The organism is Roseibium sp. (genome assembly GCF_048260565.1).
Lineage (GTDB): Bacteria > Pseudomonadota > Alphaproteobacteria > Rhizobiales > Stappiaceae > Roseibium.
The window spans coordinates 13,592-34,714 of the sequence record NZ_JBLXGP010000003.1 but is presented as its reverse complement, the minus strand read 5'-3'; the positions used below and the strand labels follow the sequence as shown (position 1 = coordinate 34,714).

Annotated in this window: 17 protein-coding genes and 1 tRNA gene; 4 read left to right on the top strand and 14 right to left on the bottom strand. The window is 58.3% G+C overall.

Features of this window, described 5'->3' with window-relative positions:
• Positions 1-39 precede the first annotated feature (39 nt).
• The 8 genes from ACN0SO_RS08340 to ACN0SO_RS08305 all read right to left on the bottom strand — a co-directional run bounded on the left by ACN0SO_RS08340 (position 40) and on the right by ACN0SO_RS08305 (position 8,736).
• The gene (locus ACN0SO_RS08340; protein WP_417676486.1) at positions 40-1,392 is read right to left on the bottom strand and encodes a sigma-54-dependent transcriptional regulator; all 1,353 of its coding nucleotides are present in this window, start codon (positions 1,390-1,392) and stop codon (positions 40-42) included.
• A gap of 11 nt (positions 1,393-1,403) precedes the next feature.
• Positions 1,404-1,742 (bottom strand): flagellar motor switch protein FliN, encoded by a 339-nt coding sequence (fliN, locus tag ACN0SO_RS08335; protein WP_417676484.1) that lies wholly within the window; start codon positions 1,740-1,742, stop codon positions 1,404-1,406.
• A complete protein-coding gene (locus tag ACN0SO_RS08330; protein WP_417676482.1) occupies positions 1,739-2,446 on the bottom strand; it encodes a FliH/SctL family protein in 708 nt (235 codons plus the stop codon). The genes fliN and ACN0SO_RS08330 overlap by 4 nt, the downstream gene beginning before the upstream one ends.
• Positions 2,447-2,472: 26 nt before the next feature.
• Positions 2,473-3,522: a flagellar motor switch protein FliG gene (gene fliG / locus ACN0SO_RS08325; protein ID WP_417676480.1), complete on the bottom strand. Its 1,050-nt coding sequence runs from the start codon at positions 3,520-3,522 to the stop codon at positions 2,473-2,475.
• Between the two features lie 2 nt (positions 3,523-3,524).
• A complete protein-coding gene (gene fliF, locus ACN0SO_RS08320) occupies positions 3,525-5,087 on the bottom strand; it encodes a flagellar basal-body MS-ring/collar protein FliF (protein ID WP_417676478.1) in 1,563 nt (520 codons plus the stop codon).
• Positions 5,088-5,455: 368 nt separating this feature from the next.
• Complete coding sequence (locus ACN0SO_RS08315) at positions 5,456-5,731, bottom strand: DUF1153 domain-containing protein (RefSeq protein ID WP_190294396.1); 276 nt, start codon at positions 5,729-5,731, stop codon at positions 5,456-5,458.
• Positions 5,732-6,000: 269 nt separating this feature from the next.
• Positions 6,001-6,651 (bottom strand): flagellar hook assembly protein FlgD, encoded by a 651-nt coding sequence (locus ACN0SO_RS08310; RefSeq protein ID WP_417676475.1) that lies wholly within the window; start codon positions 6,649-6,651, stop codon positions 6,001-6,003.
• Positions 6,652-6,702: 51 nt separating this feature from the next.
• Positions 6,703-8,736: a flagellar hook-length control protein FliK gene (locus ACN0SO_RS08305; protein ID WP_417676473.1), complete on the bottom strand. Its 2,034-nt coding sequence runs from the start codon at positions 8,734-8,736 to the stop codon at positions 6,703-6,705.
• A gap of 400 nt (positions 8,737-9,136) precedes the next feature.
• Here ACN0SO_RS08305 and mnmA point away from each other — a divergent pair, with 400 nt between their 5' ends.
• The 4 genes from mnmA to ACN0SO_RS08285 all read left to right on the top strand — a co-directional run bounded on the left by mnmA (position 9,137) and on the right by ACN0SO_RS08285 (position 13,747).
• Positions 9,137-10,309, top strand: a complete 1,173-nt coding sequence (gene mnmA / locus ACN0SO_RS08300; RefSeq protein WP_417676471.1) for a tRNA 2-thiouridine(34) synthase MnmA — start codon at positions 9,137-9,139, stop codon at positions 10,307-10,309.
• Positions 10,306-11,028: a class I SAM-dependent DNA methyltransferase gene (locus tag ACN0SO_RS08295; protein ID WP_417676469.1), complete on the top strand. Its 723-nt coding sequence runs from the start codon at positions 10,306-10,308 to the stop codon at positions 11,026-11,028. The genes mnmA and ACN0SO_RS08295 overlap by 4 nt, the downstream gene beginning before the upstream one ends.
• A 151-nt stretch (positions 11,029-11,179) precedes the next feature.
• Positions 11,180-11,256: transfer RNA gene (locus ACN0SO_RS08290), tRNA-Met, on the top strand.
• 694 nt (positions 11,257-11,950) lie between these two features.
• Positions 11,951-13,747, top strand: coding sequence for an ATP-dependent nuclease (locus tag ACN0SO_RS08285; protein ID WP_417676467.1), 1,797 nt, complete (start codon positions 11,951-11,953; stop codon positions 13,745-13,747).
• 310 nt (positions 13,748-14,057) lie between these two features.
• Here the strand turns inward: ACN0SO_RS08285 and ACN0SO_RS08280 are convergent, their stop codons facing one another.
• From ACN0SO_RS08280 to ACN0SO_RS08255, 6 genes are all read right to left on the bottom strand, one after another.
• Complete coding sequence (locus ACN0SO_RS08280; protein ID WP_417676465.1) at positions 14,058-15,950, bottom strand: helix-turn-helix transcriptional regulator; 1,893 nt, start codon at positions 15,948-15,950, stop codon at positions 14,058-14,060.
• Between the two features lie 662 nt (positions 15,951-16,612).
• Positions 16,613-17,116: a GrpB family protein gene (locus ACN0SO_RS08275; protein WP_417676463.1), complete on the bottom strand. Its 504-nt coding sequence runs from the start codon at positions 17,114-17,116 to the stop codon at positions 16,613-16,615.
• A 528-nt stretch (positions 17,117-17,644) separates the two neighbouring features.
• Positions 17,645-18,466 carry a class I SAM-dependent methyltransferase gene (locus tag ACN0SO_RS08270; protein WP_417676461.1) on the bottom strand — a complete coding sequence of 274 codons (822 nt, stop codon included), beginning with the start codon at positions 18,464-18,466 and terminating at the stop codon, positions 17,645-17,647.
• Positions 18,467-18,887: 421 nt separating this feature from the next.
• A complete protein-coding gene (gene gfa, locus ACN0SO_RS08265) occupies positions 18,888-19,457 on the bottom strand; it encodes an S-(hydroxymethyl)glutathione synthase (RefSeq protein ID WP_417676459.1) in 570 nt (189 codons plus the stop codon).
• A 119-nt stretch (positions 19,458-19,576) separates the two neighbouring features.
• Positions 19,577-20,371: an ABC transporter permease gene (locus ACN0SO_RS08260; protein WP_417676457.1), complete on the bottom strand. Its 795-nt coding sequence runs from the start codon at positions 20,369-20,371 to the stop codon at positions 19,577-19,579.
• The gene (locus ACN0SO_RS08255; RefSeq protein ID WP_417676455.1) at positions 20,368-21,111 is read right to left on the bottom strand and encodes an ABC transporter ATP-binding protein; all 744 of its coding nucleotides are present in this window, start codon (positions 21,109-21,111) and stop codon (positions 20,368-20,370) included. Before ACN0SO_RS08255 ends, ACN0SO_RS08260 begins: the two co-directional genes overlap by 4 nt.
• Positions 21,112-21,123 lie beyond the last annotated feature (12 nt).

The window sequence follows — 21,123 nt, the reverse complement described above, 5'->3', positions numbered from 1 at the left end:
TCTTGATCAAACCGTTACCGATGATTTTTGCCGCGTCCGTCACGCACGCATTTCTCCCGGTCCGGGGACCCTGACCCCCTCGTCGGTATATTGATTGAGTTTGTTGCGCAGGGTTCTGATCGATATCCCGAGGATCTTCGCCGCATGGGTCCGGTTGCCCAGGCAATGATCCAGCGTGTCCAGGATCAGGTCGCGCTCGACATCGGCCACGGTCCGCCCGACAAAGGCACGTGTCACAGCTTCCGCCGCTTGTGCGGCGCGTTCCGCCGGGCCTTTTGAAACGGTGATCGGGCTGCCGTCCGGCATCCGGATCGCTTCCACTCCGATCTCGTCACCGCTCGCCAGCAGCACCGCGCGATGCATGGTGTTTTCCAACTCGCGGACATTGCCCGGCCACGGGTTGACCATCAGCGCCTGCCGGGCATCGCGGGACAAGTCCCGAACGGAAACCCCGTTCGCCTTGGAATAATGATCGACAAAGAACTTCGCCAGTTCCAGGATATCGGCCGGCCGCTCCCGCAGCGGCGGAATTTTCAGGTTGACCACGTTCAGCCGGAACAGGAGATCCTCGCGGAACGTCCCCTGGCGCACGCAATCTGCCAGGTCACGGTTGGACGTCGCCAGAATACGGATATTGACCGGTACGGGGCGCGTCCCGCCGACCCGGTCGATCACCCGCTCCTGGATGGCACGCAGCAGCTTCGCCTGAAGCCGGACATCCATCTCCGAAATCTCGTCCAGCAGCAATGTGCCGCCGTCGGCCTCCTCGAACTTGCCGACCCGCCGCGCCACGGCACCGGTGAAGGCACCTTTCTCGTGACCGAACAGTTCCGATTCCAGGAGGTGTTCGGGGATCGCCGCACAGTTGATCGAAATGAACGGCTTCGACGCGCGGTTGGAGCATTTGTGCACGTGCCGGGCGATCACTTCCTTGCCGGTACCGGATTCGCCGGTGATCAGCACGGATGCATCGGAAGGCGCCACCTGCTCGGCCAGTTTTACCACCGCCGCCATGGTGTCGTCCCGGTAGATCATCTCTCCCCGTTCCTGGGCGACGGCCGCAAGCACGGCTGCGATCAGTTCCGGATCCGGCGGCAGGGGGATGTATTCCTTCGCCCCCGCCCGGATGGCGGAAACGGCGGCCTGTGCGTCCGTTTCGACGCCGCAGGCGACGAGCGGCACATGCAGCCGCTCGTTCTGCAGTTTCAGCAAAAGGCCTGCGATATCCAGATGGACATCGACCATCAGGAGATCGGCGCCCTGTCCGGCGCGAAGCACCTTCAGCGCGCTTTCGATATCATTCGCGTGGGTGACCTTGGCCCCCCGCTTCATGGCGATCTGCGACGCCACCGTCAGCTGACCGCCCAATGTACCAACAATCAAGAGCCGCATGACTGTCTCCCCTAGCGATCGGTTTTGATGATTTCAGTCATGGTCACACCCAGCTTGTCCTCGACAAGCACAACTTCGCCGCGGGCAACCAGCCGGTCGTTCACGTAGATATCGATGGCCTCGCCGACCTTCCGGTCGAGTTCCAGAACCGTTCCCGATGCCAGTTTCAGAAGATCGGACACATGCATCTTGGAATGTCCGAGCACCGCCGAAATGCGAACCGGAACATCGAACACGGCCTCCAGATCGGCGGCCGATTGCGGCCCGCTGGTTTCCTCATGAAGACCGCCGTGACGATCCGGAGCCTCCAGCTCGTCCAGTGGAATGCCTGCGTCTTGTTCGTCGCTCATGCGTCGGTTTCCTTTCCGCGGCCGGATTCTGTCTGCGCCCTGTGCGCCTTCGCGCTGTCTGCCCGGGCCTGCAAATATGCTCTGATACTGGCATCGATCTGCCGCTCGAGCGCCTTGCGATCCCGAAGTATGCCTCCGTCCGCCCACTCGATATGGCAGTCTCCCCGTACGATCTCGGGTTCTCCGAGGATCACGAGACGCCCCTCAAAGCCCTTTTCATGGATAATCGGATCGACCCTTTTCTTCAGGCCTTCCACATCCTTTTCGGCAACCCGTATCACCAGGTGCGGCGCCCGCCGCAACGGGCCGAGACACTGGGTGACCAAGGCAATCGTTTCCGCCAGCGGCTGACGCGCAATCAGGTGCGCACACAGCCTGCGGGCAATGAGAAAGGCAAGACTGGTCGCATCCTTTTCCTGCGCGACCTGGTGCTCTTCCAGCCCGCCCAGCACCGTCCCGACCGCATCGACCAGGCGTGCGACCTCCTCCGTCAGGCGCGTCTCCTGCGCATCGACATGCTCCTGCGCCGCCCTGGCCCGGCCTTCCTCGAAGGCCTGCGCCCGGACCTCGGCCAGCAACCGCTCGTGGTCGCTGACCGGCATCATCGGAATTTCCGGTTCCGCCGGCGCAACCGCCTTCGGCTCCTCCGGAGCGGAGAAGTCGCGGTTGAACAGGAATTTGGACGGATTTGTCGTTCTGCCCATCGGTTTGTAAGTGTTAGCTCCCTGCATCAGTAGATGATTTCATCATCACTCTTGGACTTGGAGATCATGATTTCGCCCTTGGCTGCGAGATCCTTGGCGGTGTTGACCATACCCGTCTGGGCTTCGTCCACGTCTCTCAGACGGACCGGCCCAAGCGCGTCCATATCGTCTTTCAGCATTTTCGCCGCGCGCGACGACATGTTGCCGAAGAAGAATTCCCGCGCCGCATCGGTCGAGCCCTTGAGCGCAATCGCCAGGCGGTCCTTTTCCACGTTGCGCAGAAGGGTCTGGGCACTGGCTGCGTCCAGCTTGATCAGGTCGTCGAAGGTGAACATCAAAGTCTTGATTCGATCCGCGGCTTCCCGGTTTTCCTCCTCCAGCGCAGCAAGGAAACGGGCCTCGGTCTGGCGGTCGAAGTTGTTGAAGATCTCCGCCATCATCTCGTGACTGTCCCGGCGCGAGGTATTGGTCAGGTTCGACATGAACTCCACGCGGAGCGTCTGCTCGACCTTTTCCAGCACTTCCTTCTGCACCGCATCCATGCGCAGCATGCGGCTGACGACCTCGAGCGCCAGCTCCTCCGGCAGAATGCCCAGGACACGCGCGGCGTGGTCGGAGTTGATCTTCGAAAGCACCACGGCGACGGTCTGCGGATATTCGTTCTTCAGGTAGTTCGCCAGAACGTTCTCCTGAACGTTCGACAGCTTTTCCCACATGTTCCGCCCGGCAGGACCGCGGATTTCCTCCATGATGATATTGACGCGATCACCCGGCAGGAACGAGCTCAACAGACGTTCGGTCGCGTCCACATTCCCGGTCAGTGCCCCCTTGGAGCTGATCTTCCGGACGAAATCGACAAACAGGGATTCCAGCATCCCCGGCGTCACCGGACCCAGGTTGGCCATGGCGGCCGAAACCTGACGGACCTCGATCTCATCAAGCTTATCCCAGATCGGCTTTCCGTGGCTCTCCCCGAGCGCAAGCAGCAACACAGCCGCCCGTTCGGCGCCTTTCAGCTCGCGCTCCTGCTCGTCGGCACTGACTGTCAGCTGTCGTTGAAGTTGATCCGCTGCCATGATCAGGCCGCCTCATCCAGCCAGCCACGCACGATCGTGACGGCTTCCGACGGATGGTCCGCGATCATCTCGCCCACCTTGGCGATGGAACTAGCCTGCAACGCACCCTGCTGCTTCGCATCTTCGAGCCATTCGATCCTGAATTCATCCTCTTCATCTTTCTCGTCCGCCGGCACTTCGGTCTCCGCGACCAGGGTGCCATCCGGGCCGATCACCAACTCCTGGGGAAGCGTTTCCTCAGGCGTCACGATCCGGCGCAGCAGCGGACGGACCACGAACAGCAGCAGGAGAAGCGAGATCAGAAGCAGGACACCCAGCTCGGAGAAGCGCAGGATATCGTCCTTGGTGAACTCGAACAGCCCGCCGTCTTCGGTCGTCAGATCGTTCTGCGGCGGAACCGCGAACTGCAGGTTGATCACCTCGACCACATCGCCGCGCTGTTCGTCATATCCGACCGCGGAGCGCACCAGGACCGCGATCCGGTCCAGTTCTTCCTGACTGCGCGGCGTATAGACTACGTCGCCGTCCGCATTAGGCGCATAGGTTCCGTCGACCAGCACCGCCACCGACAGGCGCTTGACCCGTCCGGCTTCGACGATCTCCGTCTTGGTCGATTTGGAAATCTCGTAATTGACGATTTCTTCCGTCGAACTGGAGTCTTCCCGTTGTCCGCCGTTGTTTTCGTTCGCCTGCGCATTCGGCAGTTCGTTCCCGACGGTGACCTGCCCCTGCTGGTCCGTACTGGAAGAAGCCTCTTCCTTGGTCTGGGTCGAGCGGACAACCTGGCCGTCCGGATCGAAGATCTCCTTCGTTTCCGTCGTCCGGTTGAAATCGACATCGGCCGCCACGCGCACCCTCGCACGGCCCGGTCCGACGACGCTGTTGAGGATCTCCTCCACCTGGTTGCGCAGCCGCGCCTCGACCCCGTTGATCCGCTCCTGCAGGTTCGAGGAAACCATGCCTTCCGCATCGCCATCAACGCCATCGGCCAGAAGACGGCCCGCCTCATCGACGATGGAAACCCGTTCCGGCTTCAAGCCCTCGACCGCCGTCGCCACAAGATGCTGAACGGCCCGGATCTCGCCCGGACCGAGGGAGCCACGCACCTTCAACACGATCGACGCGGACGGCGGACGGCGGTCGCGCTGGAACAGCTGCCGCTCGGGGATCACCAGATGCACGCGCGCCGCCTTGATCCGGTCGATGGCGGTGATGGTCCGCGACAGCTCCCCCTCCAGGGCACGCAGGTGATTGATGTTCTGAACGAAACTCGTGGCACCGAGCGTGTCGGTCCGGTCGAAGATTTCGTAGCCGATCGAGCCGCCGGTCGGCAATCCGTCCTCGGCAAGGCGCATCCTGAGCCGCGCGACCTGTTCCTTGGGCACCAGGATCGTGCTGCCGTCCCGCGCCAGTTGAAAAGGCGTGCCAAGGGATTCCAGTTGATTGACGATCGCTCCGGAATCCTCAAGGGACAGCTCGGAATAGAGCGTCGTCATCTGCGGGGCCGTGACCCTGAAAATGATGAACGCGAAGACCCCGATCAGGATCGCGGCAACAGCCCCCATTGCCGCAATTCGTGCTGGTCCCAATGTCCTGATGAATTCGATTAATCCGTTCACGAATGCCCCGTTCGCATCTTTGCCCGAAATCGAATCTCGCGCAGATCCGATCTTGCCTGCATCCAGCCACAGCCAATAGGCAAAATTTGCCGCGCAGAAGGTTAACAAGAAGTTAACGAAACGGGTGTGCGGTACGGAAATCGGCGGACTTCCGCCAAACTTGCTTATGCAATTTGCAATTCAGGTGGGGAAAAACTGCCCACCGCGTTAACCATTTATCCACGATAAGCTCAAAGCGGAAAACAAAAAAGGCCGGCAGAGCCGACCTTTCAGGGGCGCGTTCATAACGCCCGGCAACTTCGCATGAAGATCGCCTAGTTTCGATACTGCTGAATGCGGGTCGCACGCAGACCGGCAAGGCCGTGCTTCTCGATGGAGCTCTGCCAGGACAGGAACTCCTCGACCGTCAGGGTATATCGCTGACAGGCCTCCTCCAGGGACAAAAGCCCCCCGCGAACAGCGGCGACGACTTCAGCCTTCCTACGGATCACCCACCGCTTCGTAGAGGTGGGCGGGAGGTCCGAGATCGTCAACGGGCTTCCGTCGGGACCGATTACATATTTTACACGCGAACGAATTTGTTCGGTCATTGTACTCTCACACTAACCATGACCAAGGTTGATTATGAGAATACAGACAGCTGCTTAAAATTTACCTAAGCCGCTATAGAGATATTGTTAACTAAGAAAAGGCGAATTCATGAATGATATTTAAGATTCAACCTTGTCGAAACTTTAAAAACTTAAACAAATTATTTGATTTTGTTAACCATATGGATTTTTCAATGCAAATTGCGATTCAAGCCCGCAAACGCGCACCCTCACCCACGGCCTGAATGCCCAGGCAAACCTAAAATAATTTAGCTGGATACGGATTGCACCGAAGTAACCGGGATGCTGACGTTTCCGACCTTCAGATAAGGCGTCTCGCCGGAAAGATCGACTTCATCGACCTTGCCGGTGACCTCTGTTTTCGCAAGCACGGAATTCCCGGACGTATTCTTGAGATCGAAGCTGATCGTATAGGCTCCATCCGGAGATGTGCCGGAACTGCCGACGCCATCCCAGGAATAGGTCCCCGACCCCTTGGAAAAGCTGACATCACCCGAATAGACGGTCGCGCCGCTGGAATTCTTGATGGTCACGGTGCCGGATGCATCTTCGGGCACCTTGTACGACCAGTTGGCGTTGCCGTCTTCCAGCATGGCCGTGCTTCCGGCAGCCGTCACTGTGGATCCCAGATAGTTGACGTAGCTCGACGCCTGGTTCGCAGCCATGCTTGATACCAGCTGTTCCAGGTACTTGTTGGTCTGGATCGACTGTTCCACGGATGAATACTGCACGAGCTGGCTGGTGTATTCCGACGAATCCATCGGATTGAGCGGATCCTGGTTCTGAACCTGTGTGGTCAGGATCGACAGGAACAGGTCGTAGTTGCCGAGCAGGGCATCGGAGGCCGCCGAAGACCTGGACGAACCACCTGCTGCTGTTGCTGAATCAACCGTTGTCATTACGCATACTCCTTGGTTCGCCGGGTCGCCCCGAGGGCGTTCGCCCCGGCGTTAAATCCTGATATCCAGGCCGCCCTGTTGTGCACGGAGGGACATCTGGATGTTCTGGCTGTCACTGATCTCCGGAATGTCATCGGCAGCCGCACCGGCGGCATCGCCGGAATAGGCCTGCTCACCGTCACTCCAGGAAGAGCCGGATTGCTGGCTGCCGTTGTCATTCAGCGAAAACGAAAGATTATCGGCATTCGTGTCGAGACCCGCATTCTGCAGCGCGCGCTCCAGGCCGCGCTGGTCGCGCATGAAGAGGTCCAGGGTCTCCGGCCGGTCCACGATGAGATGGGCGTGGACCCTGCCGTCATGTGCGACCTTGAGGTCGACGTCGATCCGCCCGAGTTCAGGGGGATCGAGGCGCATCTGGAACCGGGTCTGGCCGTTTTGAAGATGCCGGACGATGCCCGACGCGACCTGCGTTGCCACATGAGAGGCGTGTGCCTGCGTCGGGACCTGCTGCATGTCGGCCCGACCGGTGTTGATCGGGCCATTGCTGCCGTCCGCACGCATATTGAGCGAAAGGGTCAGCTGGCCGTCCGCCTCGGCGTCCCCATCAAAATCGACGGGCAGGCGTGCCAGGCCGGCATCCGCAGCAGTTGCAAGCGCATTTCGTTCCGCGGCACGAGACGCCTCATTCCCGGACTTCGCCACCGTCCCGGTATCGGCTGCATCCGCTGCAGATGTCCCCTTCGCGGTCTTTTGGGAAGCCGGTACCGGCTCGCCCGGATCGACCGCATCGGGATCGTCGAGCGCAGCCTCATCGGCGGCGGCCTGATCGGCAACAGCCTGATCGGCCGCTTTTTTCGCAACCTGCTTGTCCAAGGCCTCAACAGCAGGATTTCCGGATGCCTGACCACTGTGGCCAACGGAAGATATCGAAACCGGTTTTCTGGATTCCAGGGTATCCGGCCCGGCCGCCGCCGGTTTCGGATCGGTCGCCTCAGCGACAGTCTCACTGCCTTCAACCTGACCGGAGCCGGACGTTGCAGCGACCTGCGCCGTGCTGTTCGTGCTCTGCGCAGGTACGGAGGACGGCTTGTCCTTGCCGGCGGCCGGGACAACCGCGAGGTCTCCGGCCGCAGCCGCGGTTTTCTTCGCACCGTCCGAGACACCAGCACCCCTATCGGCGTTGCTCTCTGCCTGCGGCTTTGTCGCGGCATCGGCGGCAAGAGACTGCTGCAGCCGCGTGGAACGGGTATCCTGGGGAAGCTCCGACTGCCAGCGGCGCTTGCGCTGAGGCTCGACAGCTTGCTGAACGACTTCTTTTACGGGCGAGGGCTCAACTGCCGCAACCGTTGCATCCTTTCCGGCAGACGCCGTATTGACCGGCGGCTGAGTGTCCGGCGAAACGCGTTTTTGAAGTGCCGCATCGGCCACCGCCTCATCGGTCGAGGCATTTCCTGTCTGTTCACCTGCGTTACCGGTCACCGGCGCAGCATCCTCAGCCGGAGCAATGTCGGGAGCAACCGCTGCGCCGGACAGATCCGCAAGCGGCGCAGCAGACTGACCCGTCGGCACCGTCTGACCTTTACCGGCCGGTGCCGGGTCGGCGAGCGCGGGATTGACCGGAGCCGGAGACGCACCATCGCCGGTGGCAGCCGGAGGAACCTGAGGCGTAAAGCCGCCTGCGGCCTGCACCCCGGCACCTGCGGCACCATTCGCAGCACCGGCCTTGGTTCCGGCATCAGCCGCCCCCGACACGCTTGCAGCGCCATCAACATCCACAGCGGCACCTTCCCCGCCCAGATCCAATCCGTTTGCGACAGGAGGTTGCGCGACCGGAGCCGCGAGCAACAATGCCTCCAGCCCGGTCGGAACGACCGGCGTTCCATCAGCCGATGTTTTCTGAGCTTTCAGATCCAGCCCCGGAATGGACGCCCCGTCGGACGGAACGCCGCCCTGCGAAGCCCCACCGGAAGCGCCCAACGCCGCCGCAAAGGCGGACGCGTTCCCCGGAAGCCCGGGAAACGGGCCACCGGCGACGCCGGCACCACCGAACCCGGCCCCAAGTGCGCCGGCGGAAACTTCTGTCATCAATCCGAAAGGCAGCAAACTCGCCCCCAATGCTCAAGCCCACATGGGCAAACCAAGTCACCCAGAGAGAAAGCAATCGGCGCGCCAATTTCGAAAACGAATTTTTCCTATATTTTCCAGCCACTTGAAAAAGAGGGATGAATCATCGCGACAAGATCCACCCGGAATCCCTTGCCCAACCGGCAAAGCTTGCCGGGTCCGCCCCGGTGGAATTGGCATTGATGATGACTATCTGTATAGTGCGCCGACTTTCGCAGCGCGCCTGAACGCGGCCCGTAAGGCCGTGGGATCAACGGCTTGAGCGGCGGACACCGAAGCGACAAAGAAAACGCCGGCGGAAATTGGCCGAACCGTTTCCACCTTTTTTGACCGACAGAATGAACTCTGAGTGACAGTATAAATGCACAACAGTCTGGATCTTCCCGGCCGCCCCGAAGACACGCGTGTCGTCGTTGCCATGTCTGGCGGCGTCGACAGTTCTGTCGTGGCCGCCATGATGAAGGACGAAGGCTATGACGTCATCGGCGTGACGCTGCAGCTTTACGACCATGGGGCCGCCGTACACCGCGCCAAGTCCTGCTGCGCGGGCCAGGACATCCACGACGCCCGCCGGGCGGCGGAAAAGATCGGCATTCCCCATTACGTGCTCGACTATGAAAGCCGTTTCAAGGAAGCGGTCATGGACCGGTTCGCCGACAGCTACATTGCCGGCGAAACGCCGATCCCCTGCGTCTCCTGCAACCAGACCGTCAAGTTCCACGACCTGTTGAAGACGGCCAAGGACCTGGGCGCCGACGTTCTGGCGACCGGTCATTATGTGCGCTCGCGCGCCTCCGGCAACAAGCGCAGCCTCTTTCGTCCGGCCGACCTTGACCGGGACCAGAGCTATTTCCTGTTCGCCACCACCCAGGAACAGCTCGATTTCCTGCGCTTTCCGCTCGGCGGCCTGCCGAAGGCGGAGGTGCGCGAACTTGCGCGCAAGTACGGCCTTGCCATTGCCGACAAGCCGGACAGCCAGGACATCTGCTTCGTGCCCAACGGCAATTATGCAGACGTGATCCGCAAGCTTCGGCCCAACGCGGCCGAACCGGGCGAGATCGTTCACATGGACGGGCGGGTGCTCGGCACCCATGACGGCATCATCCATTACACCATCGGCCAGCGCCGCGGCATCGGCGTCGCCACCGGCGAGCCGCTTTACGTGGTGCGCCTGGACGCGGACCAGCGCCGCGTCGTCGTCGGCCCGCGCGAGGCGCTGGCCACGCGCAAGATCCACCTGCGCGAAGTCAACTGGATCGGCGACCTGCCGCTGGAGGATGGTGCTGAAATCGACCTCTTCGCCAAGGTCCGCTCCACCCGGCCGCCGGCGCCCGCCATCCTGCGGCGCAACGGCGATGGGATCTCGGTCGAGCTGGTCACCGGCGAAACCGGCGTTGCCCCGGGCCAGGCCTGCGTCTTTTTCGACAGCGACACGGACGAGGCCCGGGTTCTCGGCGGCGGCTGGATCGACCGGGCGGAACGCGCCGGAAACTGGAACCTGAACAACTCGGCAAAGGAGCCCCTGACCGCATGAGCAGAAGCGAGACATTTCCCGAGCGCGTGCGGTTCTTTGCAGACCGGGTCAAGTCCCGCCTGAAAAGCCTGCGCCGGGACGTAGCCAAACTTGATGAGACCGCGGTCCGCGCCGCCTATGCCCGCTGGGCGCCTTACTACGACATCATCTTCCGCGCCCCGCTGTACTGGGGCCGTCAGGCAGCGGTGAAGCACATCAACACGCTCTCCGGGCACGTACTGGAAGCAGGTGTGGGCACCGGCATGTCCCTGCCGAACTATCGCTCCGACCTGGAGATCACCGGGATCGACCTGTCGGAGGACATGCTGGAGCGCGCCCGTATCCGGGCCCGCGATCTGCCGAACGTCCGCGAGCTGGCGACCATGGACGCCGGCGACCTCGCCTTTCCCGACGATCATTTCGACGTGGTGGTCGCCATGTATGTGATCACCGTGGTTCCCGACCCCGCGCGGGTGATGCGGGAACTGGAACGGGTGACCAAGCCCGGCGGCACGGTCATCCTGGTCAACCATTTTTCCGCCGACAGCGGGCTGCGCGCCCATGCTGAACGGGCGCTGGAGCGCTTTGCGGACCGTCTGGGCTGGAACCCGGATTTTTCCAAATCCCGGCTTCTCGCCCGAATGGCCATGCCGCTCGAGCAGGAAACCACGGTGCCGCCCTTCGGTCTGTTCACCATGCTGACCTTCAGAAAACCGGAGCCGCCCGCCTCCGGCGCGTGACGGCCCGGGACCGCAAACACCCCGATCCGGGCGGAAATCCGCCCCGTTTCGCAGCCAGACAGAAGTCCACCGTTTCCCGTCACGAGACCGCTTGACAGCCCGCCCCCTGCCTCACTATAAGCAGCGCACATTCGCGAACGCGAAGACCTGTGGCGGAGTAGCTCAGCCGGTTAGAGCAGCGGAATCATAATCCGCGTGTCGGGGGTTCGAGTCCCTCCTCCGCTACCACTCATCATTGATATCATACGCTTAGCCAAGTAACCGGTACCACCAGCCACACTGGTGCCCGACAGTAACTCGATGCGTTGAGCACCCCTGACGCACTTTTGGATGAGCAGTCAAACGCCTACAACACACTGATCAAACGTGCTGAAGATCCGAGCGATACGGATGAACTGATGAGCCTGCTACCCTGGCTTGAGGCCCGCATACGAAAATCCCTTAAAGCCGCTGCAGCAGAACCCGGAACCGGTAAACATCAGGCTTGATGCTTGTAATCACTGGTATATTCGCAGCTTTTACGCAGCCGCAGGTTAATTATTTATTGTCAAAAATTGCAATTAGAATGAGCCACAACTAAAGCGCATTCGTGGTGTGGAGCGGCGAATTAAATGCCGTTTCGAGGGACTTCTCGGTCACGATTTCAAATAGGAGTTGCGGCCCAAAGGGTTGTTCGCAAGGCATTCACTCAATGACCGCTTCGCGCCTCATTTCGGACGTTCGATCTCGCAATCGGAGTTACCAGCTGCTGACATTTGGACTTTGCGAGGCAAATGGAGCGAACAGCGATGGGAAGGGGTTGAGGGGACGGTAGCACTTGTCCCGCAGCTACTGCGGCGATCGCGACGGGCATTAGCTATATAAAGTTGCGATATGATATGCCATGCAATCAAAGATCAAAAATCGGAACGAGTTCTCAGACATGAAACTTTCCAAAGTCCGAATAACCGGGTTTCAGTCATTCAGCGATTCCGGAGACATTGAGTTTTCGGATGGGATCAACCTGATTGTCGGACAGAACAATGCGGGGAAAAGCTCTTTGTTGAGAGCATTGCAACCTGGACTGCCTGATGATCGGCACAGGTCACATGAGCACTGGGAAGAGGCCATGTTGCCTAAACCAAGTGTCTCATTAACGATCGGCATCTCGGGTCAGGAATTTCGTTTGATGCTCCTTCGCCAGGAAAAAAATATTATGCCAACTCCAGGCGATCAGAAGGCTAAAGTGTATCTGGATAGCCTATTCGCTAAATCGCATATCCCTGTCGAACTACGACACACGGCTGGACAGGGCCCTAACGCATATTTCGATGACCAACAATATTGGAACTCTATCGTCACTTCCAGTTTCAGGTCTAAGAATGGGGCGCTGCTTTTTGAAGGCTCTGTGCAAGGGGCAGGTCAGGGTAACTTGCCAAATATTATTCAAGAATTTTGGCGGAGCCAAATGTTTTATTTTGCTGCCGAGAGGATGACTATCGGGGAGTCCTCGCACGGTTATGTAGAACGATTGAGTCCAAAAGCGAACAACCTTCCAGCAGTTCTGCTTACGCTGAGTGGCAACAGAGGTGACACATTCACGAAACTCATTCAGCATCTACGTGAAATTTTTCCAACGGTCGGGAACATAAGCGTCGGTTCAAACCCAAATAATTCCAACATCGAAATAAGAGTTTGGCCCACCGAAGCAATGCTACGACGGGAGCTAAGCTTCCCTCTAAACAACAGCGGAACTGGCGTGGCACAGGTTATCGCTATCCTCACCGCGATTATGACCGTCGAAAATGCTGTCATTGTCATTGACGAAATCAATAGCTTCTTGCATCCCGCGGCCGTTAAGGCGTTGCTTCGGATTTTGCAAACCGAATACAGCCAGCATCAATACATCATCTCGACCCATTCGCCGGAGGTAATCAGTTTCAGCAATCCAAATACATTGCATTTGGTCAAACGCACAGACTACGAGTCAACAGTCGAACGCCTCGACCTCGAAAAGTTGGAAAATTTTCGCGAGGTGGCGGATCATCTCGGCGTCTCCATGGCCGATGTATTCGCGGCAGACAACATTGTTTGGGTCGAAGGTCCGACAGAAGAGCTTTGTTTCCCATTTGTCTACAAGTACACCACAGGTAAGCCGCTGCCAAAAGGAACGATCATAACGCCCGTTACAGCAACAGGTGACCTAGGTCGTCGAAAACGAGACCGGCAATTGGTGTTTGAAGTCTATGAGCGGCTGAGCAAAGCCGGTGCTCCACTGGTCAAATCTGTAAAATTCAGCTTCGACAGCGAAGAGCTGACAGAAGAAGCAAAAGACGAGATGCAAAGGGATTCTGGAGGGAGGATGCACTTCCTTCCCCGCCGCCATTTTGAATGCTACCTCCTCAATCCTGCCGCCATCGCCGCGTTCTTAAACGAGAAAGATTCTGGACCAAGTAGCACTCACACCGAGGTAACTGTTTCGGAAAAACTCTCTGAACTCGCAGGTACTCAAGGCTTTCATAATTCCGAGTGGAATGGTGATATGACCAACGAAGCGTGGGTTTCCAAAGTCGATGCTGCAAAACTGATTGGGGCCACCTGCAAGGCACTGACGGAGCAACGTGTCACATTCAACAAAAAGGCAGACAGTCTCTTTCTTCTGAAGCATGTCCTCGCGCACAACAACTCGTCACTGCAGTCATTGATGGAATACGTTTGCGGCTTGGTCGACTCCGAATGAAATAACCGCCGGGCGACCTCTCACCCGGTTTTTTTGCTTTGGAAGCCTCGCCCCATTCGTCATATGTCGATGATTTTGGCTCGGTGAGAACGATGAGCGAATACGACTGCTTCCCGCCCGAATTCGCATAAGATGGCATATGAAACGTTTCCAAAAAAATACGATTGCTGCACGTTGCGCGAATGTCGGCTCATCTGAGGCTGGCCAAAACCGCGACAAAATCAAAAGTGGTTTTGCTAAGGGTTTGTTGCGTACGATTTTTCAATGATTTTTATCAGTGCTCTGCGGGCGGCTATAACGACCGTTTTATTCACTTTTGGATGCGAACTTGTAGGGTTCCCTGAGCAGTGTTTGGGGGAGATTGCTCGTCATTGACACGGATAGTCATTGAGTGAATGCCACCTGTCGGAGTCGGGGAACTTAAGGTGACCCTGCCATTGATTGGGTTGATGGAGAAACCTCTCCCACCTTCCGCAATTTCGTAGAATAGCCTGTCATCATATTCACCGATGTGGCCCGGCCCGTTCACGCTTCTTCGGCCTTGAACTTGAAAAACGTCTGAGCCCTTTGTTGCGTTGATCGAGTCAACGACAATTTGGTTCGGCAGGTTGTCGATGCTGACAGAATAATGCCAATCCTCATCAGATGTTTCTCTCAATCCGCTTTCTCCAGTTTCCGGGAGAGCTGTGATTTCGTTCTCAGAACTTCCCAAGAATTTCTTTGCCCATCCAAACTCTGGCCGCATACTCGCTATCTTCTCAAAGAGCGGGCGTTGCCGTTCGATGAGCTGGGACATCCGCTCCATCAGTTGTTGTTGGTGTGGCCCTATTTGCTCTTCTGCTTGCTTAATCCACGCATCCGCGCTTTTGGCATCCGCATCCGATGAGTCCTTGAATGCGTTGGTTTTCTTGAGCACTTCCCAGACATACTTCTGGCCCCAATACCCTGCTGCCGCTGGTACTGCGAAGTACAACGCGGTGCTTCCTCCTGCCAACCAAGCAGCTCCCCCGACGACAACGGTCAGCACCGAACCGGCAACAAGAATCCCGGCGCGCCGTGTCCGAGCTGGCTGAGGATCGTTTTCGATTGGTGGAGTGAGTGCTTGTATGTCATCCACGGTCTCAGCTTCAAATATCTCGGTCTCGGTGGTTATGACCTGTCCGAGCTCTTCAACGATCTCTTGCTCTTTGCGGTAAACGTCAGGCGTGGTCTCATACTCATACGCATCGGATACCATCTGCCTCCCAACTGACGAGGCCATGATCAAAGGGCCGTGCAGATCGCAGATCGCATCTATCGCATCGGCTTCATCTGCCCCCAGTTCTGGCCATTCATTGGATGTGACTTGTTGGGCTGCCGTTCGGCGGGCAGCATAGAACCTGGCCCCTCTGGCATAGAGGACAGCGTAGTTGATATCCTTCGGGTCTTTCGAGAGTTCTTTGTCGTAGCCTTCGGTCAGCGGTTTGAAGAGGCTGGATTGCGGAAGATTGGGGTTTGTCGCGTAGCGCTCTTTTAGCGTTTCTATGGGACCATTGCTTGCAAGCAGTTCGCTTCTTAGTGCTTCTATGATGCCATAGTCATTTTCGCTGTCGAGTGAAGGAACGAGTTTCAGTTTGTTTCCCGGTGAGACTTCAAAGCGGATGAGTGGATTTTGTTCGGGTATCGATTCTGCGACCTTTGCTAGGTTTCGTTTGGGATTCGGTTCTATGTCTGGGTCGCGATCCAGATAATCCTGCATGTTTATTATTTCGTCTCTAGGCGGCTCCATGAGAGCATCCCAGGTGAAGTCGAGCGCAGCCGCGATCCTCGCGAGGGTTTGACGTCTTGTTTTTACCCGTCCGTTCAAAATACGGTTGATGGTAGCGCGGGAAACGTTAGCCCTGTACGCAAGTTCTTCTGTCGAAATGGCAATATCGAACATGCGACGGCGTATGCGATCCCTGGCGAAGTCTGGGAAATCGAAACTGTCCAAGCTTGGGCGTTCATGATGATTGGCAGTGATGACTTCCTGCAGCCTGACTTCCCTTCCAAGCAAATCGCTAAGAGCGGAAATAATCTCGGAAATAGTCCGTAATTTAACATCGCTACCGCTTTCGGCTTTGCTGATCGTAGTCCGAACAAGACCAGCCCTCCGGGCTAGCTGGTTCTGTGAGAGACCTGCTTGCAGTCGAAGATTCCTAAGTTGTTTATTGGCGCGAGGCATCAAGCGACCTCCTTGACGAGCTAACTATCACCAGATTGTCCGTTTATGGCATAGTTTATGCCAATCCAGCTCGGAGTGAGCAACGTGGTTCTTGACTGTACTCGCTTCGACCCCCGAACCTCGTGGGCTACGTGATCTTCGGGTTGTGGCACGGGGTTTTGTTCAGCGCAGCAAAAACCGTTTTTGCATTGGTGCCCGAAAGCGGTCATAGTAAACGGCGCGTCAAACGATAGCTCCGTCCGCATTGCTGCCGATCACTATTGCAAAGCGCAATGTCCGCTTAGGCGCTGTGAAAGTTGCCACCTCGCAAAGACTGCGCTCGGCAACACAGTTGGAATTTGCGGCTGTTTTCCGCCAAAAAAGACAATGTGGCAATTCATTGTTCCAGGCTGGAGTTAGTTGCCTCCTCGAATTTGCGCAGAGATTGATTTCATTGAGCAATTTCAAATGGCACAAACAACGCCACCGCAGATTACCCCATTTTGTGCCAAATGATGTTGCGCGCTCGTTTTGGTCTGGCCCCGCCGCAATCGGCAGAAAACCGCCAATTACCGGACAATCCCGGATATTCCCGCTCAAGCCCTTAGTGCCAACTGTTCTTGCGCGTTACATGCTGCCATTGGTTTCAGATGCAGCGAAAGCCAGATTTGAGCCCATTGCGGTCATTTGCGACGGCAATAGTCAGCGAGTGCTTTTTCTACGAATGCGTCCTTGGCCCGCCGATATGTGATCATATCGCGACCGGCAAATTCCATTTTCAACTCGTTATACGCTTGCAGAAGGTCGGGTGACGCCTTGAGTGCCTCAGCGAATTGGTGGAAGAAATCGTGGGGGCCATCTATCGCAACCAGCTGCACGCCGAGCTGCGGTGCCCTTGCCGAATCTTCGAAAGCAGAAAAGGTGGTTGTTCTGATGGAACCAAAGTTTCGCGGGTACAAAAGACTCAACGCTTGATCAGCCTCTTCGAATTTTTCAGCCGGCACGCGAACGACGATATCTAAATCTCCCTTGGTGAGGCAGCCTGGAACCGCAGTCGCTCCAATATGACGAATGTCGGCGATCGGCACGGCGTCAGCGACCAGTAACCGCACCTCATTGAACAAACGCTCCGCTCTAAGACTCGCGTCCTGGGTATCGACCAGGTTGAATGCCGGTTCATCCTTCATCTGAGACAGCCAATTCCTGCATAAAATCCCCTCCTTGAGGTACGCGGTTTACGTACTTTCGGTGCCACGCGAAGGACCGTTTTGTCCGCGTTGCCGCCGCTTACCTTTACAAAGCGCAAGGTCTGCTTCGGTGCTGTGAAAGTTCCCACCTCGCAAAGACTGCCCTCGGCAACACGATTGGAATTAACGGCTGTTTTCCGCCACATAATGACGAGGTGGAAATTTACTGCTCGAGGCTGGAGTTAGTTACCTCCTTGAAATTGCGTGATTATTGATTTCATTGAACAATTTCAAATGACACAAACAGCGCCACCGCAGGTTACCAAATGATGTTGCGCGCTCGTTTTGGTCTGGTCCCACCGCAACCGGCAGAAAACCGCCAATTACCGGATAATCCCGGTTATTCCCGCTCAAGCCCTTAGTGCCAACTGTTCTTGCGCGTTACAGGTGCTGCCATTGGTTTCAGACGCAGCGAATGCCCATTTCGAATTCCACAGCGTTCAATGCCGCGCTGGCCACGAATGGCGGCTAGCACCCTTTGGCGCTCGTCAGCTTTTGAGCCACGAGGCTGTAGCTCATCGGAATCTGTGCGACGCGGCCTTCGTAAAGATCATACTCCGGTTCACGGATGGTGTGCCCGTATTCCTTCAGCTCGACGATACCGAGCCCTGCTTGGGCACAGGCGGTAACGATCTCACCGAGCGGGTGGATGAACCAGTATCCCGTCTCGCCTTCCCCGTGGTCCTTGCCGTCATAGGCGATCGCCTCGGTAACCTCCTGGGGGCTGCGCTCGAAATAGCTGAAGGCAGGCTCGAAGGGGGTGGGGCTTGCCGGGTCGAAAACCTCAAGAAACGGGTGCGTTTCGTAGATGACCAACCGTCCGCCAGGTGCGAGCATCCCGGACGTGACACGAAAAAACTCCGGCAGGTCGGGCATCCAGTTGAGAACGCCGATTGTAATGAGGGCGAGGTCGAACCGGCCGACATCCGAAGGCAGGTCGTAGATGTCCGCCTCAAGCAGGCGGACATCGAGGCCGGCGGCATCAGCGAGTTGCCTGGCTTGCGCAAGAAAACCGCTCGACTGATCGATCCCCATTTCCGGGCGGATGCCAAAGGATGCGAGCGAGATCAACTCGCGCGCATTGTTGCAGCCGATTTGTACGGCGGATTTCCCCTTCAGGTCCAGCCCATCCAGAATGGCGGTCAGGACCGGATCGAGCACCGAGAAGCCTGGGCGGGCCGCGCTTTCAAGAAGCTCCTCCCAAGGCTCCCCTTCCGCGTGCAAATGCGCCGAAGCGTTCCATGCAGCCCGGTTTGCCGCAGTGATTTCCGTCCGGGTGATTGAAGCCATAGCGCGCGCCTTGGATAAGGGATTGATCTTGCGATATCCCATATAGACCTTCCACCGGTCACGTTGAAGGTCCACTTCGTCCGCATTCGCACTGTAAGTCGATACATCACCGAGCGAATTTCGCGCCTGTTCCAAGAATATTCCGCGACACAATTACCGCTGCAGTTGGAAAACACCGGCAAAAACGACGCGGCGAACACCCTCGTGCACGTCGGGCGTCCTTCTAAGATTTGAGTACAAGAAACGGATAGACCGGCGGCGATCCGATCGTCGTCCCGTCGTCTTTCGTTGGTTTCAACGTTACGGATATGCCTGACAGTTGAGATCAAAGGATCTCAAAAAGAAGGAGCATCCTGCGTTCAGGTGAGCGCAGGATGCTCCGGCTGGTCCTGGGAGGTGGACACATCTCGTTAAGCGGCCGTCAGGCCGCGAGGACGCCGCTCTGTTTTGCGACATGGGTCGCGATCGCATCCATCAGCGCGGGCGACAGGGCGTCGTAGGGCTGCAGGCCGAGTTCCTTCAGCCGCGCACGGATTTCGGGCATCTTGTCAGGGCTGACGCCGCTTTCGATGACGGACGAGACGAAGGCGGCGAATTCGGGCGGCGACCAGCCATCCTGATCGCTCAGTTCCGTATGGACGAAATCGAGCCCGTAGAACGGATGATCCTTGTTTTCGATACGGCCGAACATGTGCACGCCGCACTCCTTGCAGGCGTGACGCTGGATGGCCGCATTGGGGTCGACGACATGGAGCTTTTCTTCGCCGGACGTAACCTTGACGGCGTTCCGGTCAACCACGGCGATCTGCGAGAAGATCGCGCCGGACGGCTTCCAGCATTTGGTGCAGCCGCAGGCATGATTGTGTGCCGTCTGCGCACCGACTTCCACGGTCACCGGGTTGGTCGCGCAATGACATTTCAGCGTCCCACCGGAAAAGCCCGGCTTGGCTGGCGGAAAGCCATTATCAATGGCCGGATGCAATTTGATCATAGGGGTTCCTCCGCTTACATGACGATACGTCAGTACCATCTTTGCCTTGTTAGCATTGGGACAAACCCCGATAGAGGCAATACAGCGGAAAGTCTCGGTTTCCGGGCGTTACCGCCTTTTCAGCCGCGCTTGCCGCGCAGCATCGTCCGCGCCGGATCGTAGCCCCACAAGGCGCCGAGCATGCAGACGACGAAGGCGACCGCGACCCAGAGCAGCGCGAAGCCGTTGAACTGACCGTAGAGCGCGAAGCGGATCAGTTCCACCGCATGAGTGAACGGATTGAAAGCGCATATGTCACGCAGGAGCTTGGAGCTTTCCTGCATCTTCCAAAGAGGATAGAGCGCGGAGGACAGAAAGAACATCGGAAAGATGACGAAGTTCATCACCCCGGCGAAATTCTCCAGTTGCCGGATCGTGGAGGAGATCAGCAGCCCGAGCGCGCCCAGCATCAGGCCCGACACGATCAGCGCGGGGAAAACGTAGACATAACCCGTCGCGGGCATTTCGATCCCGAAGAGGGCCGCCAGCCCCAGAAAGACATAGACCTGCAGGATCGAGACGGACGTGCCCGCCAGAAGCTTGCAGAAAAGCAGCCAGCTTCGCGGCAGCGGGCTGGTGAGCAGCAGACGCATCGATCCCATCTCCCGGTCGTAGACCAGGGACAGCGAGGACTGCATGGCATTGAAAAGCTGGATCATGCCGCACAGGCCCGGCACGATATAGACCTCGTAGGTGATATAGGTCTGGTAGGGCGGGATGATCGAAAGCCCAAGCGCCGCGCGAAAGCCGGCGGCGAAGACCACGAGCCAGACCATCGGCCGCACCAGCGCGGACAAAAAGCGGCTCCGCTGATTGAGGAACCGCCAGGCTTCGCGGACGACGATGGCCCTGAGCGCCATCAGGTAGGCGGTCATATCGCCACCTCCCGGTCGTCCCGGCGCACCGTGCCGCCGGTCAGCCGCGTGAAGGCATCGACCAGGGTCCCGTCGCCGGACAGAACGCTTGCCTGCTCATGCGCCAGAACCCGCCCCTTGTGCAGCACGACCACATCGTCGGCGGGCCGGATCTCGTCGACCAGATGGGTCGCCCAGAAGATCAGGAGCCCGCTGTCGGCAAGATCGTGGGCATAGTCGGTAATCGCCATCCGGCTTGGCGCATCGAGCCCCACCGTCGGCTCGTCCAGCAGCAGGACCTCCGGTTCGTGAATGAGCGCCCGGGCAATTTCCATCCGCCTGCGATGACCGCCGTTCAGCGCCCGCACCTTTTCTTTCGCCCGCTCGCGCATGTCCAGCCGGTCGAGAACCGCGTCGATCCGTGTCTTCACATGGGCGCCGGACAGGCCCTGAAGAGCGGCGAAATAGGACAGGTTCCAGGCAACCGACATGTCCAGATCGAGCGTCGGCTGCTGGAACACGACGCCGAGCCGGGCCAACGCCTTGCGCGGCTCCTTCGCCAGATCGTATCCGGCGATCCGGATACTGCCCTGGCGGGTCACGAACAGATGGGTCAGCAGATTGAACAGCGTCGACTTGCCGGCGCCGTTGGGGCCCAGCAGGGCGCAGAAGCGCCCGGCCTCGAGTTCGATCGTCACATCGTCGAGCGCCTTTTTGGCACCGTAGCTGTAGCTGACGTTCTGGACCGAAAAGACGTTCATGCGACCCCGGGT